Source organism: Arthrobacter sp. R3-55 (assembly GCF_054161505.1).
Window position 1 is genome coordinate 3,035,070 of the sequence record NZ_CP096423.1, and the last position, 15,295, is coordinate 3,050,364.

15 protein-coding genes are annotated in these 15,295 nt (G+C 62.5%); 2 read left to right on the top strand and 13 right to left on the bottom strand.

The features are described 5' to 3' along the window. Positions 1-26: 26 nt before the first annotated feature. The 4 genes from M1D51_RS14010 to infC all read right to left on the bottom strand — a co-directional run bounded on the left by M1D51_RS14010 (position 27) and on the right by infC (position 3,147). Positions 27-938, bottom strand: coding sequence for a TrmH family RNA methyltransferase (locus M1D51_RS14010; RefSeq protein WP_172322783.1), 912 nt, complete (start codon positions 936-938; stop codon positions 27-29). Between the two features lie 26 nt (positions 939-964). Next, complete coding sequence (gene rplT, locus M1D51_RS14015) at positions 965-1,657, bottom strand: 50S ribosomal protein L20, sunset domain variant (protein ID WP_458106916.1); 693 nt, start codon at positions 1,655-1,657, stop codon at positions 965-967. 119 nt (positions 1,658-1,776) lie between these two features. Further along, entirely contained in the window at positions 1,777-1,971 is a 195-nt protein-coding gene (gene rpmI, locus M1D51_RS14020) for a 50S ribosomal protein L35 (protein ID WP_011774324.1), read from the bottom strand. Between the two features lie 117 nt (positions 1,972-2,088). Continuing rightward, positions 2,089-3,147: a translation initiation factor IF-3 gene (gene infC, locus M1D51_RS14025; protein WP_458106917.1), complete on the bottom strand. Its 1,059-nt coding sequence runs from the start codon at positions 3,145-3,147 to the stop codon at positions 2,089-2,091. A 406-nt stretch (positions 3,148-3,553) separates the two neighbouring features. On the opposite strand from infC, the gene M1D51_RS14030 reads away from it, so the two are divergent. Further along, a complete protein-coding gene (locus M1D51_RS14030) occupies positions 3,554-3,952 on the top strand; it encodes a DUF1844 domain-containing protein (RefSeq protein ID WP_172322785.1) in 399 nt (132 codons plus the stop codon). An 83-nt stretch (positions 3,953-4,035) separates the two neighbouring features. Here M1D51_RS14030 and M1D51_RS14035 read toward each other — a convergent pair whose 3' ends face one another. The 7 genes from M1D51_RS14035 to M1D51_RS14065 form a co-directional block, all read right to left on the bottom strand. Next, complete coding sequence (locus M1D51_RS14035; protein WP_172322786.1) at positions 4,036-5,340, bottom strand: MFS transporter; 1,305 nt, start codon at positions 5,338-5,340, stop codon at positions 4,036-4,038. 50 nt (positions 5,341-5,390) lie between these two features. Further along, positions 5,391-6,311 carry an SseB family protein gene (locus M1D51_RS14040; protein ID WP_458106918.1) on the bottom strand — a complete coding sequence of 307 codons (921 nt, stop codon included), beginning with the start codon at positions 6,309-6,311 and terminating at the stop codon, positions 5,391-5,393. Beyond that, a complete protein-coding gene (gene priA, locus M1D51_RS14045) occupies positions 6,311-7,054 on the bottom strand; it encodes a bifunctional 1-(5-phosphoribosyl)-5-((5-phosphoribosylamino)methylideneamino)imidazole-4-carboxamide isomerase/phosphoribosylanthranilate isomerase PriA (protein ID WP_458106919.1) in 744 nt (247 codons plus the stop codon). The genes M1D51_RS14040 and priA overlap by 1 nt, the downstream gene beginning before the upstream one ends. 206 nt (positions 7,055-7,260) lie before the next feature. Next, positions 7,261-8,013 carry an imidazole glycerol phosphate synthase subunit HisH gene (hisH, locus tag M1D51_RS14050; protein ID WP_458106920.1) on the bottom strand — a complete coding sequence of 251 codons (753 nt, stop codon included), beginning with the start codon at positions 8,011-8,013 and terminating at the stop codon, positions 7,261-7,263. Further along, entirely contained in the window at positions 8,010-8,636 is a 627-nt protein-coding gene (gene hisB, locus M1D51_RS14055) for an imidazoleglycerol-phosphate dehydratase HisB (RefSeq protein WP_458106921.1), read from the bottom strand. Before hisB ends, hisH begins: the two co-directional genes overlap by 4 nt. Positions 8,637-8,682: 46 nt before the next feature. Further along, complete coding sequence (locus M1D51_RS14060) at positions 8,683-9,801, bottom strand: histidinol-phosphate transaminase (RefSeq protein WP_458106922.1); 1,119 nt, start codon at positions 9,799-9,801, stop codon at positions 8,683-8,685. 78 nt (positions 9,802-9,879) lie between these two features. After that, positions 9,880-10,239 carry a LysM peptidoglycan-binding domain-containing protein gene (locus M1D51_RS14065; protein ID WP_172322791.1) on the bottom strand — a complete coding sequence of 120 codons (360 nt, stop codon included), beginning with the start codon at positions 10,237-10,239 and terminating at the stop codon, positions 9,880-9,882. 347 nt (positions 10,240-10,586) lie between these two features. Here M1D51_RS14065 and lexA point away from each other — a divergent pair, with 347 nt between their 5' ends. Next, entirely contained in the window at positions 10,587-11,330 is a 744-nt protein-coding gene (gene lexA / locus M1D51_RS14070) for a transcriptional repressor LexA (protein WP_458106923.1), read from the top strand. Here the strand turns inward: lexA and M1D51_RS14075 are convergent. Both M1D51_RS14075 and hflX read right to left on the bottom strand, forming a co-directional pair. Further along, on the bottom strand, positions 11,327-13,387 hold the full coding sequence (locus tag M1D51_RS14075; RefSeq protein WP_172326237.1) for an ATP-dependent DNA helicase: 2,061 nt from the start codon (positions 13,385-13,387) through the stop codon (positions 11,327-11,329). The genes lexA and M1D51_RS14075 overlap by 4 nt on opposite strands. Next, positions 13,380-14,942 carry a GTPase HflX gene (gene hflX / locus M1D51_RS14080; RefSeq protein ID WP_458106924.1) on the bottom strand — a complete coding sequence of 521 codons (1,563 nt, stop codon included), beginning with the start codon at positions 14,940-14,942 and terminating at the stop codon, positions 13,380-13,382. The genes M1D51_RS14075 and hflX overlap by 8 nt, the downstream gene beginning before the upstream one ends. Between the last annotated feature and the right edge of the window lie 353 nt (positions 14,943-15,295).

The window sequence follows — 15,295 nt, forward strand, 5'->3', positions numbered from 1 at the left end:
CATTAACGTACCCGGCGCCGCAGTGTTTAGACATTCCCCACTATGGCGCCCTGCTGGGAACGTGCACTGGCATACAGGCACACAGTGGCGGCCGTACCGAGGTTCAAACTCTCAGCCGACCCGTAGACGGGGACAGCCACCCGATGGTCGGCAAGTGCCAACTCATGGTCCGACAAACCTTGCGCCTCATTGCCGAAAAGCCACGCTGTGGGTGCCTCCAGCGCGTAGTCCGAGGCAACGGAACCGTTTCCAAGCCTCCGGGCAGCATTTTCATCCTGAAGCTTGTCCAGGTTCACGGTCCCGTAACCATCAGCGGCCAGGATGCCAATACCGCGTTCCCTGCACCGCTCCACGAGGTCTTGAACATCCACTCCCAGCACCACCGGAAGGTGGAACAGCGAACCGGCAGTGGACCGGACGGCTTTGGGGTTGTAAATATCCACGCTCGAGCCCGTCAGGACCACGGCATCAGCACCGGCCGCGTCAGCTGCGCGAAGGACCGTGCCCGCATTACCAGGGTCACGGACCTGGCACATGACAGCGATCAGCCGAGGGCCGGCGTCGAGCACTGAGTCCAGGGTGACGTCCACAAAACTGCACACAGCCACGATCCCTTGCGGATTGACTGTGTCTGCCATGGCGGCCAGAACTTCGTCACTGGCCAGCCGGAGCGGCGTCCCCTGCGCGAGATCGGCGAGTTCCGGAAGACGGTCCAGGCACGCTTCGCTGGCAAACACTTCATGCACGACGGCGGGACCTCCCGCCGCACTGCGCTCACGGTGGAGGCTCAACGCCTCGCGCACCGATTGGGGACCCTCTGCCAGGAATCGTTCGCGTTTTAAACGCGCCGGGCGCCCGGCAAGCTTGGCGACGTCCCTCACCCGATCTGCTCGGGGGTTGGTCATCGGAAAGTCTTGCGGGCGCCCGGTTTGGTTCATATAAAGAACTTTAGTGGCAGTTGCGACTAGTTCTTGATCTGCTGGCGTGCTTCGCCACCTGCAGGCTCAAAGCCGGCAGCCTTTGCAGCCTCAACGGTGGAGAACCAGTACTCAGCAGCCGTGGTGTTGTACCAGGTGGAACCCGGAACGTGGTACTTCTTGGACTCGGCGTTGCCCTTGATGGCGTAGCCTTCCGGAGCCTCATCGCCATCAGCGGCAACTGCGCCCTCGATGGCCGGCTTCTCGGAAACAACAGCCTTGACGGCCGTCGCCGTAGCGGCAGCCGGAGCAACCTTTGCAGCCTTCGGAGCAGCAGCAGCCTTGGGAGCAGCGTCAGCCTTGGCGGCCGGAGCGGACGTGTCAGCCGGAAGTGCAGCCTTGGCAACGTTCACCAGAGCGGCGAAAGCGTTGGCGTCAGAGACAGCCAGCTCGGCCAGCATGCGGCGGTCAACCTCAACCTCAGCGGCCTTCAGGCCCTGGATGAGACGGTTGTAGGTGAGGCCGTTGGCGCGGGATGCAGCGTTGATGCGCTGGATCCAGAGGCGACGGAAGTCACCCTTCTTCTTACGGCGGTCACCGTAGCTGTACACAAACGAGTGCAGCAGCTGCTCTTTGGCCTTACGGTACAGGCGCGAACGCTGACCGCGGTAACCCTTGGCGCGTTCGAGGACAACCCGGCGCTTCTTGTGGGCGTTTACCGCCCGCTTCACACGTGCCACGTGCGTACTCCTTCAGAAATCTTTATCCCAAGCTGCTACTGCCGGAAACCCGGCCGGCCTGAGAAGGCTTTTGGTGTAGTCGGCCACTGCCGGATGGCAGTAACCAAAGAACTTGGAACTTAGACGCCGAGCATCTTCTTGATGACCTTGGCATCGCCCTTGAAGACGAGCTTGTCGCCGGCAAGGCGACGGGTCAGCCTGGAGGACTTGTGCTCCAGGTAGTGACGGCGGTTGGCCTGCTGGCGCTTCAGCTTGCCGGTACCGGTCAGCTTGAAGCGCTTCTTAGCACCGCTGTGGGTCTTCATCTTCGGCATGGGAACCGATCTCCTTACGTATCCACGGACGAGTCCGCGATTCTTTCGCGCAGCCGGCCTGCGAGGGCCGGCGTGCTGGTTGCTTGCCGGTGGAGGCGGGGCCTCCGCGGCGTTGAACTAGTTGGTCTTGCGTGATGCAGGCTTCGGTGCGGCCTTGGGGGCCGCGGGCCGAGCTGCCGGCTTGGGAGCTGCCGGCTTGGCCATGGGCTTCGGAGCCGCAGGAACAGCGGGCTTCGGAGCGGCCGGAACCACAGGCTTCGGAGCAACAGCCGGGGCGGCCTTCGCAGCCGGAGCCTTTTCGGCCGGAGCCTTTTGGGCCGGTGCAGCCTTTGCCGGTACAGCCTTGGGAGCCGGGGCTTCCTTGACTACGGGTGCTTCTTCGACAACAGGTGCTTCTTCAACAACAGGTGCCGGAGCTTCCTCTGCAACAGGAGCTTGCTCGACTTCCACTGCCTCTTCTGCCACCGGGGCGTCTTCAACAGCCGGAGCCTCTTCGGCTACTGCTGCTTCAACCTCGGGAGCCTCAGCAGTTTCCTGCGTAGTCTCTTCTTCGGTTGCCAGCAGGCCGGCCGGAAGAAGGTCACCCAGGCTCTGCGTCAGGGGTGCCTGGTCACCATTGGTGTCCACGCGTCCGGACGCCTTGGCCTCGTTCTGGGCCTTGGCCTCAGCACGCTGGGCGGCACGGCGGGCTTCTGCCTTCGCTTCGGCCTTGTTCTTCAGCGGGCCGATCACCATGACCATGTTGCGGCCATCGATGCGAGGGCTGGACTCAACGATGCCAACCTCGGCAACATCTTCGGCAAACTTCTGGAGCAAGCGAATGCCCATCTCAGGACGCTGCTGCTCACGACCGCGGAACTGGATCATGGCCTTGACCTTGTCACCGGCACCGAGGAAGCGAAGCGCGTGGCCGCGCTTGGTTTCGTAGTCGTGCTTGTCGATCTTGAGGCGGAAGCGAATTTCCTTCAGAACCGTGTTGGTCTGGTTCTTGCGGGCTTCGCGGGCCTTGACTGCAGCCTCGTACTTGTACTTGCCGAAGTCCATCAACTTGCAAACAGGAGGCTTAGCCTGCGGGGCAACTTCAACGAGATCGAGATCGGATTCGGCAGCAAGACGCAGCGCGTCCTCGATGCGGACAATTCCTACCTGTTCGCCGGCAGGGCCGACCAACCGCACCTCGGGGACGCGGATACGCTCATTGATTCTTGGCTCGCTAATGTTAAAGCTCCTGTGGTTGTGGTGATTTCACCGGCAAATAGAGAAGGCCCCCAATTGCTGGTGCAATCGAAGGCCTCGAAGATCGGCAGCACTCCCCTTACGGGAAGTACGCACTGCGGGTGGCTGTGCCGCCCGAGTGTCCGACCAGGTACCCGGCAACCTCTTGTCCCCGAAGGGATCAGTCCCGGAAGGGAAACGGCTGACGCGGGTGGGAGAGAACTCCGCTTGCAAACTGAAAGACAATCCTACAGAAACAACCCGCCAAGCGCACATTGCACGCGGCGGGAGCATTACTGCTGATGTTGGCCGTGAACTTCCGGCCATGAATAACGACTTCCAGTCGGTCTGTGACAAGCTTACCAGTATGAGCACTGAAGACAGCAATTCCCGCAACTCCTACAGCGAAGACGCCACCCCTGCCGCCGATTCCGGCGTTTCCCAGCAGATCCGAGACATCGCTGAAGTACCGGCCGTGGAAGTCATCACCACTGGCGCCGTTCACCTGATGAGCGCAGCTGCCGTGAAGGTAGGCCTGGCGGATGACCCCAACGCCGAGGACCTCAAGGATCTCGACGAAGCCCGCAAGCTGATCACAGCCCTGGCGGGCCTTGTTTCAGCCGCTGCCCCGGAGATCGGATCCCAGCACGCAGGTCCGTTGCGCGACGGCCTTCGGTCACTGCAGTTGGCATTCCGCGAAGCCTCGCTCATCCCGGACGCCCCGGGCAAGGGCCCGGGCGAAAAGTTCACCGGACCGGTTAACTAGCCGCCCACTGCCCCAGGAATCACCGACGGCGGGTCGACCACATGTGGTCGACCCGCCGTCGTGTTTTCCTCAGTTTTGCCACATCAGACGCGTGCGGCCCGCCGTCGCAGGGAGGTCAGGACCAGGCCCGCAACACAGAGCAGGACGCCGGCTGAACCGATGGCCGCGAAACCAGCCGAGGGACCAACGGCGTCGATGAAGACCCCGGCCAAGGGAGCGCCGAGCGCAACGCCTGCCGTAAGGGCAGAGCCGTACCAGCCCATGGCTTCGCCTCGGCGTTCCTCATCCACGAGGTCGGCCACCTTTTCAGAGGAAGCGGACAGCACAGGCGCGCAGAGCAAGCCTGGCAGCAGTGACAGGAAGGCCAAGGTCCAGGTGTCTTGGGCAAAACCCATGGGGATGGTCAGTGCGGCCATGCCCAACAGCAGCAACATCGGTGAAATGGACCGCTTCATGGAGCCATAGATCAGCCCGCCAACTACGGATGAGGCGCACCAGAAGAAGAACACGATGCCAATCTCGTTTTCGTGCCCGCCACGCTCCAGCAAGCCCACGATGCTCACGTCCGAGCCGCTGAGCACCATGCCGGATCCTGCCGCCACCGCGAAAAGTGCAGCGACGGAAACAGTGAACCAGGTGAAATTCCTCGCGACCCGGCTCCTGAGAGCTGCGCTGCGAGACGTTGGCGAGGACATTTCGGAGGCAGCTTCCTGGACATGGGCCGGCGCGGAAGCCACCATCGCTGCCTCGGCAGCAGCAAGGTCGGCAGCAGCACGATCCGCGGACTCCTCAGGTGTGCAAGCCGTTTCGCTTCGCGTTGGCGGGTTGAACCACATCAGGAAAAGGCCAGCCACGGAAACTGAGATGCCCACCGCCGTCAGGCCGATCGCCGAGTGGCCGCTTGTGGCAACAATGGCGCCAACGGCAGGACCAATCATGAAGACAAGTTCCGTTGCGATGGAATCAAGGGCGAAGGCAGACCGACGCTGCTCACCCTCCACCATGACACCCAGCGATTGCCGCACAACACTGAAGATCGGCAGGGTAAAGAGCCCGCCGACGAAGACCAAGGGCAAAAGCCACTCATAGGAAACGTGCGGGACGATGGACCAGATCACGGTTTCGGAAACCACAGACGGAATCAGGGCCTTCCGCAAGCCCACCATGTCCACCCTTCGGCCACGCCACGGCGCGCCCAAGGCAATGCCAATGGTCATCACAGCCGCTGCTGCGCCTGCCGCTGCATAGCCTTGGCCCAAGGTCAGGACGATGTGCAGGGTGAGGAGGACGCCGGCCGCAGAATGCGGAATACGGGCGATCATGCCTACTACCAGCAAGCGCCGGACAGGGCGGATGGACAGCATCTCTTTGTAGAGAGCGAAGTTCACTGGCTGAATCCTCTTGTTCCCCCGGGGCAGACCGGGAAAACCGGCTGCCATTAGAGCGGCCCAGGCTCCTGTGCCGCACGCTGCAATTTCACTTCAATGGAGTCAACGCCCTCAGCGAAGGAATCCATCCGCGCCCACGCCTCATTAAGTTGGGCCACCAGCGCTTGAACTGCCACAGCATCGAGTCCGTCTTCAAGGTAGAGCACCACCCGCAACTCCGGACCCGACCCACCGCCGGACACTGTCCGGCCATCAGCTGTCAACGATGCGACGCCTGCGCCGGGTTGCGTCTCAAGCCGGCGGACGGTCCGAAAGGCCGACACTGTTGAAGCGAGAGCAGACTCCAGTTGATCATCAAGGTATGACGGCGTCCAGTCCCGCTGTTGGGCCAGGGCCCACATGGCCGGGCGGCGGACCACGAACGTGAAGTCCGACCCCGGATCCAAAACCAGCAACTGCGCGCCTTCGGAGACCGCGGAAAGAGCAGCGCGGGCCGCGTAAACCGCTACGGGACGGGCCTCGCCATGCCAAGCCTCCAGTGCCGCAGCAGAGGTAAAGACAGGCATGGCCTTCCGACCATCGGGCGCCTTGAGTGTGACCAATGCCATATCAGCCTGTTTGTCGGCGTGCAGCCCGTCAACGCCCTCCGCGCCCTCGGCCAACTGCGCTACAACGGGGACAAAAACCCTTGCAGCAGCAAGCGAGGAAACAACATCGGCCTCAGTTCCGGTTCCGCCGACCAGCGCGGCAACAGCGGTGAGGTATCCGGCGTCGGCGGTGCCGTCGTCGTCCTCGAAATTGTGGATCCTGGCGTCGTCCCCGCTGAGGCTCCTGCCGGCCCACGGCTGCCCTGCAGAGTCGGCCGCTCCCCCGGCACCTGCCAATGCCGCGGCGATATGCCCTGGGAGGTGGCGGCCGCCGCCAGCTGCGTGGCCTTGGCTACCGTCCTGATGTCCGGTGTCGTGGGGCATCAGCGACGACCGGCAACGTCCAGGGCTTCAGGGAGCGTGAAGGCACCGGCATACAGAGCCTTGCCCACTATCGCACCCTCTACACCCAGCGGCACAAGTTCACGCAGGATGCGCAGGTCCTCCAGGCTGGAAATGCCACCGGAGGCCACAACGGGCTTTCCGGTCTTTTCAACCATCTGGCGCAACAGCTCCACGTTAGGGCCCTGCAAGGTTCCATCCTTGGTGACATCGGTGACCACATAGCGTGCGCAGCCGGCATCCTCGAGGCGGGCCAGGACCTCCCAGAGGTCGCCACCTTCCTTGGTCCAGCCGCGCCCTGCGAGCGTGGTGCCGCGGACATCGAGTCCGACGGCGATCTTGTCACCAAAGCGGTCAATGGCCCTACGGGTCCATTCAGGGTTCTCCAGCGCTGCCGTGCCAAGATTCACGCGCGCCACGCCCAATTCCAGCGCACGCTCCAACGATTCGTCATCGCGCAAGCCGCCGGACAGTTCAACCTTGACGTTCAACTGCTTCACTACTTCGCTGATGAGGTCAGCGTTGTTGCCACGGCCGAACGCGGCATCAAGGTCCACCATATGAACCCATTCAGCACCGGCATTCTGCCAGTTCAAGGCTGCTTCCAGGGGTGTTCCATAGCTGGTTTCCGAGCCGGCCTCCCCTTGGAGGAGGCGGACTGCCTGGCCGTCAACGATGTCGACGGCGGGCAGGAGTTCCAGCACTGGCTGGGTGGAGGTGGTCATGTGGGTCCTTGGAGTTCGAGGTTTGACTCGGGTTGTGGGTGACCGGCTCAGTTACCGGGCAGCGTCAGGAGGTAAGCAGCCAGCAGGGACAACCCCGCCAGAACATAGAAAGAGATGGGTACCCAACGGGGCTTCTTTTGCTGGTGAAACGAAATGCCTCCACCCACCAGAACGCCCGCCAGGCCCATGAGAACAACAGACCACATCTAGGCCGCACCGCTTCCAGTAGCTTCCGCCGCTGGAGTGCCCGGCTTTTTCAGGCCGTCCACCCAGTTCCGCAGCAGGCGGGCGCCGGCATCGCCGGACTTCTCCGGGTGGAACTGCGTTGCGCACAGAGGTCCGTTTTCCACGGCGGCAATGAAACGCGCGCCGTGCTCGGACCACGTCACCTGGGGCGGGGCCATGCGCGGCTGCACAACGTCGAAGTTCCACTCCTGCACACCATAAGAGTGCACAAAATAGAAACGCTCGTTCTCCACACCGGCAAAAAGTTTGGAACCTTCCGGGACATCCACGGTGTTCCAGCCCATGTGCGGCACAACGGGGGCAGGCAGGAGTTCCACCTTGCCTGGCCACTCAGCCATGCCCTCGGATTCCGTGCCGTGTTCAACACCGGCTTCAAAGAGGACCTGCAAACCGACACAGATGGCCAGCACGGGGCGACCACCGGCTACCCGGCGTCCGATCATCCGGATGCCATCCACGGCTTTGAGTTCCTTCATGACGGTCTCGAAAGCGCCAACGCCCGGAACCACCAAGCCGTCGGCATTGAGCACGTCTTCAGGCTTGGAGCTGAGCACCACGTGCGCACCGGCCCGCTCCAAGGCCCTCACAGCGGACCGTACATTGCCCGAACCGTAGTCGAGCACCGTGACCGTGGGCTTGCCTTCCGGGGACTCGGGCTTGACCAACGCGCTGGTGTCGGCCACTGCCCCGTCCTTGAGTACTTGTCCGCTCACAATGCCCCCTTGGTGGACGGAATGCCCTCAACCCGGGGATCCGATTCCACTGCGGCACGCAGTGCCCTGGCAAAGGCCTTGAATTGAGCTTCGACAATGTGGTGGGGATCGCGGCCGGCAAGGACGTTCATGTGCAAGCAGATGCCTGCGTGCAGCGTGATGGCCTCGAAGACGTGCCGGGTCAAGGAGCCGGTGAAGTGACCACCAATGAGGTGGTACTCCTGCCCGGCGGGTTCACCCCCGTGGACCAGGTAAGGCCGCCCGGAAACATCCACGACAGCATGGGCCAGGGCTTCATCCAACGGAACCGTGGCTTCGCCAAAGCGACGAATGCCGGCTTTGTTGCCCAAAGCGGTGCGCAGGACCTCGCCGAAGGTGATGGCCACGTCTTCCACCGTGTGGTGGGCGTCAATGTGGGTATCGCCTGTGGCTTTGACGGTCATGTCAATCAGCGAGTGCTTGCACAGGGCAGTCAGCATGTGGTCATAGAACGGTACGGAGGTGCTGATGTCCGAGACACCGGCCCCGTCCAGGTTGATCTCCACCAGGACCGAGGATTCGCTGGTGGTGCGCTCCATGCGCGCAGTACGGGCAGCGGACGGCGTGGCGCCGGTTTCGCTCATTGGGACGTCCTTATACACGAAGAGTGGGGTGGGTCTATAGACAAGTTTAGGCGGACTGTGGCGCCTGGCCATCCAGCAGCGCTTCCAGCGCCTCGAGGAAAGCCGTAGTTTCCGGTTCGGTTCCCGCGGTGACCCGCAAGTGGCCCGGAATACCGACATCGCGAATCAGCACTCCGGCATCAAGCAGGCCCTGCCAGATGGCGTGCGGGTTCTCGAGCCCACCGAAGAAGACATAGTTCGAGTCCGAGGCCGCAGGCTTTAGTCCCATGCGCAGGAGTTCGGTCACGATGCGGTCGCGCTGGACCTTAATGTCCTCAACGTCGGCCATGAGGGCTTCGCGGTGGTTGAGCGCAGCCAGGGCGGTTGCCTGAGTGACAGCGGATAGGTGGTACGGGAGGCGGACCAGCCTGATGGCATCCGTGACCTCGGGAGCTGCAGCCATATAGCCCAGCCGGGCGCCGGCCAGGGCGAACGCTTTGCTCATGGTGCGGGAGACGATCAAACGCTCGCGTCCGGGCAGCAGCGTCAGCGCACTCGGAGTGTTGTCGTGCGCGAACTCGTGGTAGGCCTCATCGACGATCACGATGGCACGGCTCGCTTCGCCGGCCTCGTAAACGGCCTCGACGACGTCAAGGGTCAGCCCTGTACCTGTGGGGTTGTTGGGTGAGCACAGGAAAACAATGTTGGCGCCCGTATCCCGGACCTGCGCGGCGGCTGATTCTGCATCCAGTCCGTAATCCTCAGCCCTGATGCCGCTGACGTATTCCGTATCAGTGCCACTGGCAAGCAAGGGATACATGGAGTACGTGGGCGGGAATCCCAAGGCTTTTCGTCCGGGGCCGCCAAACGCCTGGAGGATCTGTTGCAGAACCTCATTGGATCCATTGGCCGCCCAGATGTTGTCCGGGGTGAGGTTGTGGCCGAGGTATTCGGCCAGGGACTCCCGAAGTTCCGTAAACTCCCGGTCCGGGTAGCGGTTGAGGCCGGTGGCGGCGGCAGCAACAGCTTCCGTGATGGCCGCCTGCACGTCGGCAGGGACGCCATGGGTGTTTTCGTTGACGTTGAGCAAAATGGGGACGTCAAGCTGCGGTGCGCCGTATGGGCTAAGTCCACGCAGGTTGGTCCGAAGGGGTAGTCGGTCTAGTCGCTCAAGCTGGTCACTCACCAAGACAGTTTAAGGGGCTGCCGGGACTGCCGACTAACTGTGACGCAGGGCGGCCGGCTCACATACCGACGGTACGAACTAATTTGCCGGCACGAACAGCTGCTGGCCGGGCTGGATACGGCCCCCACGGAGGTCGTTGAGCTGGATGATCTCAGCGATGACGTCGCGGGGATCCCGCTCAGGAGCAGCGGCGCCGGCAATGCCCCAGAGCGACTGTCCCGGCTGGACCGTCACGGTGATGGCGACGGGCGGCTGCAGTTGCGCCTGCGAATCCGAAGCTTTGGCAGGTGAGGTAATAAAGCCTGCAAGGCTCAGCAATGCGGCAACCAGCAGCATGGCCGGGATGCCGAAAAAGACCATCCGCCCCCGTCGGGTCAGGCGCAGGCGCGCCGGCGCCTGGGTGGTGCGGAAATCAGCGAACGTAGTGATTGCGGACATGAGCTGAGCCCTTCTGAGCTATTGCCGTGCGCCGGGTGCCGGTACATGGCTGCCAATTCTGTGTGTTCCCCTGCCCCGGCGCCGTCTGTTCGAACACCTCGTTCGAACATCCAACGCCTGGAGCAGATTTATAGAACACATATTCGAACCTTGCTATGACATTTTTAGCACTTATCAACGAACGGTGTCGAGACTCGCTAGAACAAATGTTTGATAAACGCCTGTGGCTGCCCTACGTTTGAGTGAAGAAACAGCACTGTTTCAGTGGAACAGGAGGGTCTGACATTTTTTTGCAGACCCTGACGTCCCCGGGGCACTCCGGGCGGAATGGAAAGGCATTGGCGAACATGGCAGCGAAAGCCACCGGCGGCGGGGCACCCCTGCGGAGCCAGCAGCCTCAAAAGAGTCCCAAGAGCCTGACCGTCCGGCAGAAGAAGATCCTGGAAACCATCCAGCGCTCGGTCAATGACAACGGCTATCCACCCAGCATGCGTGAGATTGGCGACACCGTTGGCCTGGCAAGCCTGTCCAGCGTCACGCATCAGCTTTCCCAGTTGGAGAAGCTTGGCTACCTCCGCAGGGACCCCAAGCGTCCGCGCGCCATGGAAGTCCTTATGCCGCTGACTTTGGATGGTGGACCCATTCCTGGAGTGGAAGCGCCCGCAACCCTCCGCAGCACCGGAGGCCTCGCCGTCACTGAGCTTGCCAGTGCCAGCGATACCGCCATGGTGCCGTTGGTTGGCCGGATCGCTGCCGGCGGACCCATCCTTGCCGACCAGACAGTGGAGGACGTCCTACCGCTGCCCCGGCAGCTTGTAGGGCACGGTGAGCTGTTCATGCTCAAGGTAGCCGGCGACTCCATGATCGACGCCGCGATCTGCGATGGTGACTGGGTAGTTGTCCGCAGGCAGAACGATGCCATCAATGGCGACATCGTTGCCGCCCTGCTGGACGACGAAGCAACCGTCAAGACCTTCAGGCAGCGCGACGGCCACACGTGGCTGCTACCCCAGAACACCCAGTACGAACCCATCCTCGGCGACCAAGCCACCATCATGGGCAAGGTTGTTTCGGTCCTGCGTTCCCTCTAGGAGGCCTTGGAGGACCCCAGCCGCTCCAGCACGCCCCGCACGACCTTCCTGTCCGTCGTCGCCCAGAATGGCGGCAGGGCGGCCCGCAGGAAGCCTCCATAGCGTTCGGTAGAGAGCCGGGAATCCAAAACCGCTACAACACCTTTGTCGCCCGTGGATCGAATGAGGCGACCTGCACCTTGGGCAAGACGGATGGCTGCATGGGTCGCTGAAACGGCCATGAATCCGTTTCCGCCCGATTGTGCCACTGCACGTGAGCGCGCAGTCATCAGGGGGTCATCCGGACGCGGGAAGGGAATGCGGTCGATGACCACCAGGCGGCACGAACCGCCCGGCACATCCACGCCTTGCCAGAGCGACATCGTTCCGAAAAGGCAGGTATCGGGTTCGTCGGCGAACTGTTTCACCAGGGCCGCCATAGTGGACTCACCCTGACAGAGAATGCTGACGTCCAGGCGCAGCCTCATGGCGTCCGCAGCTTCTTCGGCCGCACGTCGCGAGGAGAAAAGACACAATGCTCCCCCACCGGAGGCACGGATGAGGTCTTCCAACTCGTCCAGGGCCTCGGGCGAGGTTCCCCGGCCAGGCTTGGGCAGGTGCTTGGCCACGTAAAGCACGCCTTGCTTGGGGTAATCGAAGGGCGATCCGACGTCGATACCCGTCCAGCCGGGGGCCCCATCGCCAATCAGCCCCAGGCCACCTGCGGCCGGCTCAAATGCCGAGCCTATGGCCAGCGTGGCAGAGGTGAGCACCACCGTGTGGCCCGCAAACAAGCCCTCCCGCAAGCGGCCCGCAACGCTCAACGGAGCGATGTTGATAAGTGCAGGCGCAGTCTCGTCGGGTTGGGAATATCCCTGTTGGGGGTCAAAAGTGCTGTTCCGAGAGAACCACACGACTTCCCGGTTTTCCTTGGCTGCCAGCATGCGCTCACACAACTCCAGGATGAGCATGAGCCGTGAGCGCGCCAGTTGCCTGCCGCCGTCGACCGCGTTTGAGGAGTCCGTCTTGGAATCGGACAGCGCCGCTCGCGTGGCATCCCGCAACTGGTCCAGGCAATCGAGTTGTTCGTCATTGAGCCCACTGGGCAGAAGTCCGTTGGGCACACCCGCGATGGCCATATCCAGGCGATCGGCAGCAGCATTGAGGGCATCCACGGTGATGGCGGTGTGCTTGCGGGCACTTGAGGCCGCCGCGTGGACCATGGCAACGGACAGCTGCCCGGAGACCGCACCGGTCACACGGTCCTGCAGCTCGTGGGCCTCATCGACCACCACGACGTCGTACTCAGGCAGCACAGCCAAACCCTCGAAGGCGCTCACGGCCAGCATGGCGTGGTTGGTGACAACGACGTCGGCTTCACCTGCGCGCGACCTTGCCAGCTCGCTGAAGCACTCTTCCGCGAGGGGACACTTCTGCGCGCCGAGACACTCCATGGACGTCACGGAGACTTGTCTCCAAGCACGGTCAGTGACGCCGGGCATGAGCTCGTCACGGTCGCCGGTTTCGGTCTTTTCCGCCCACTCCCGGAGCCGGACCACTTCCTTGCCCAGCTGGGATTGAGGTCCTCCCATGGAGGCAGCAAAATGCGGGACACTGGTGTCCTCGCCCAAGGAAAACAGTTGCCCCTCGGACGGTTCCTCACTGGGGAAGCCGCCTTCAAGCTTTTGCCGGCAGACATAGTTTGCCCTGCCCTTGACCAGCGCAACCTTGACTGGCCGTTCAAGAGCGGGGTTGATGTTCTCCAGCAGCCGCGGTAAGTCGCGGCCCACAATCTGCGTTTGGAGAGCCAAGGTGGCGGTGGATACCAGAGTCGGTTTATCGCTGTCCATTGAATGTGCAATCAAGGGAATCAGGTACGCCAAAGACTTTCCTGTTCCCGTTCCCGCCTGGACCAGCAGGTGTTCGCCGGTTTCGATGGCCCTGGTGACATGTTTGGCCATTTCATGCTGACCGGCACGGCTTTGACCGCCCATGCCGGCAACAGCCCGGTCCAACAACTCGAGGGTGGTTTTCTCCCCCAACGACTCGACGGCGTCCGCCGCCACCTTCTCAACCATTGGTAATGAATGGCTCCAGTTCGGCTGCCAGTCCTTCGCGGACCATAACCACCACGCGCGTCCCGTTTTCCTCGTGTTCGAGGGTGAGGATCTCAGAGTCGGAACTGTGCAGTTTGCTGATCATTTCGCCACGGTCGTAGGGAATGAGCAGTTCCAAGCGCACGCCTGGACGGGGAATGGATTGGCTGATCTCTTCCAGCAACTCCGCGATGCCTTGGCCAGTGCGGGTGGAAACCACTGCGTGCCGGGGTTCCTTCTGCTTGAGGCGCTCCACCACGAAGGGATCCGCGACATCGACCTTGTTCAGGACGATGATCTCCGGCACCTTGCGGGCATCCACTTCCGTGAAGACAGCGCGGACAGCAGCGATCTGGCCTTCGGGGTCCGGATGTGAGGCATCCACGACGTGCAGGATCAGGTCGGCGTCCGCCACCTCTTCCAGCGTGGAACGGAAGGCCTCAATCAGCTGCGTGGGCAGTGAACGGACAAACCCCACAGTGTCCGCCAGCGTGTAACCGATGCCATCGGGCGTCTGCGCTTTACGAACGGTGGGATCCAGGGTGGCGAACAGGGCGTTCTCCACCAGGACCCCGGCGTCAGTAAGACGGTTCAGGAGGGAGGACTTGCCGGCGTTCGTGTAGCCGGCAATGGCAACAGAGGGAACTGCATTACGACGACGATTGGCACGTTTGGTCTCCCGTGCCGGCTTCATGGCTGCGATTTCACGCCGGAGCTTGGCCATCCGGGTGCGGATCCGGCGACGGTCCAGTTCGATCTTGGTTTCACCGGGACCACGCGAGCCCATGCCCGCCCCTGCGCCGCCCACCTGGCCACCGGCCTGGCGGGACATGGAGTCACCCCAACCACGAAGGCGCGGCAGCAGGTACTCAAGCTGGGCCAGCTCAACCTGAGCCTTGCCTTCACGGCTCTTGGCGTGCTGGGCGAAGATATCCAGGATCAATGTGGTCCGGTCGACAACCTTGACCTTGACGATGTCTTCAAGGCCGCGTCGCTGCGATGGAGCCAGCTCAGTGTCCACCACCACGGTGTCCGCACCGGTGGCAGCAACAATCTCCTTGAGTTCCTGGGCTTTGCCCGAACCGAGGAAGGTCCCGGGGTCCGGCTTCGTGCGCCGCTGCACCAGGCCGTCGAGGACTTCCGAACCGGCAGTCTCTGCCAGGGCAGCGAGCTCACGCAGCGAATTCTCTGCATCGGCCAGCGTGCCTTCGGTCCACAATCCTGCCAAGACGACGCGTTCAAGGCGCAGTTGCCGGTATTCGACCTCGGTGACATCTTCGAGTTCCGTTGACAAACCGGCAGTACGGCGCAGTGCACGGCGTTCGGCCAGGTCTTCCTGGTCGCCGTCGTAGATGCTGTGTTCCTGGTCCAGCGTGGAAATGGCCTGCGCCTTGCCGAAAACGCCAGTGGCGTCGTCGTCACCGGATGTCCGCGCGGGAGCATCCTTGGAAAGAATCCGGTCGATCACGGCCTGGATTTGTTCAGGACTCATGTCCTGGGCGTCGGAATCGGATCCGGAGTGCTTCTGGGTGGTCATGGTCTCCTTAGACTGTTCGGCTATTCCAGAATAGTGCTGTTTGCTGCTCGATGGGGCGCTATTCGCGCTGGGCTGACGGGCATCGGCCAAAGAGGGCCTCCTGTGCTGAACGGCCACCGGTAAAACGGGCGGCGGTTGCTGTGATCTGGCGGTTGGAATCCGCGGGGAGGTTCCTGGCGATCTCGAGATTGCACCGATCAGCTGATCTTCCGGACCGCGCCAAGAGCTGGCGGTTCGGATTGCGCGTCGGAAAGGTGTGATCTTCGATAAGTCCGTGGCCCTGGTGCGCCGACAGACTTTGCCGTGGAACCTGCCTGGCGGAAAGACCGTGTCCTGGCTCTATACCAAGGAAC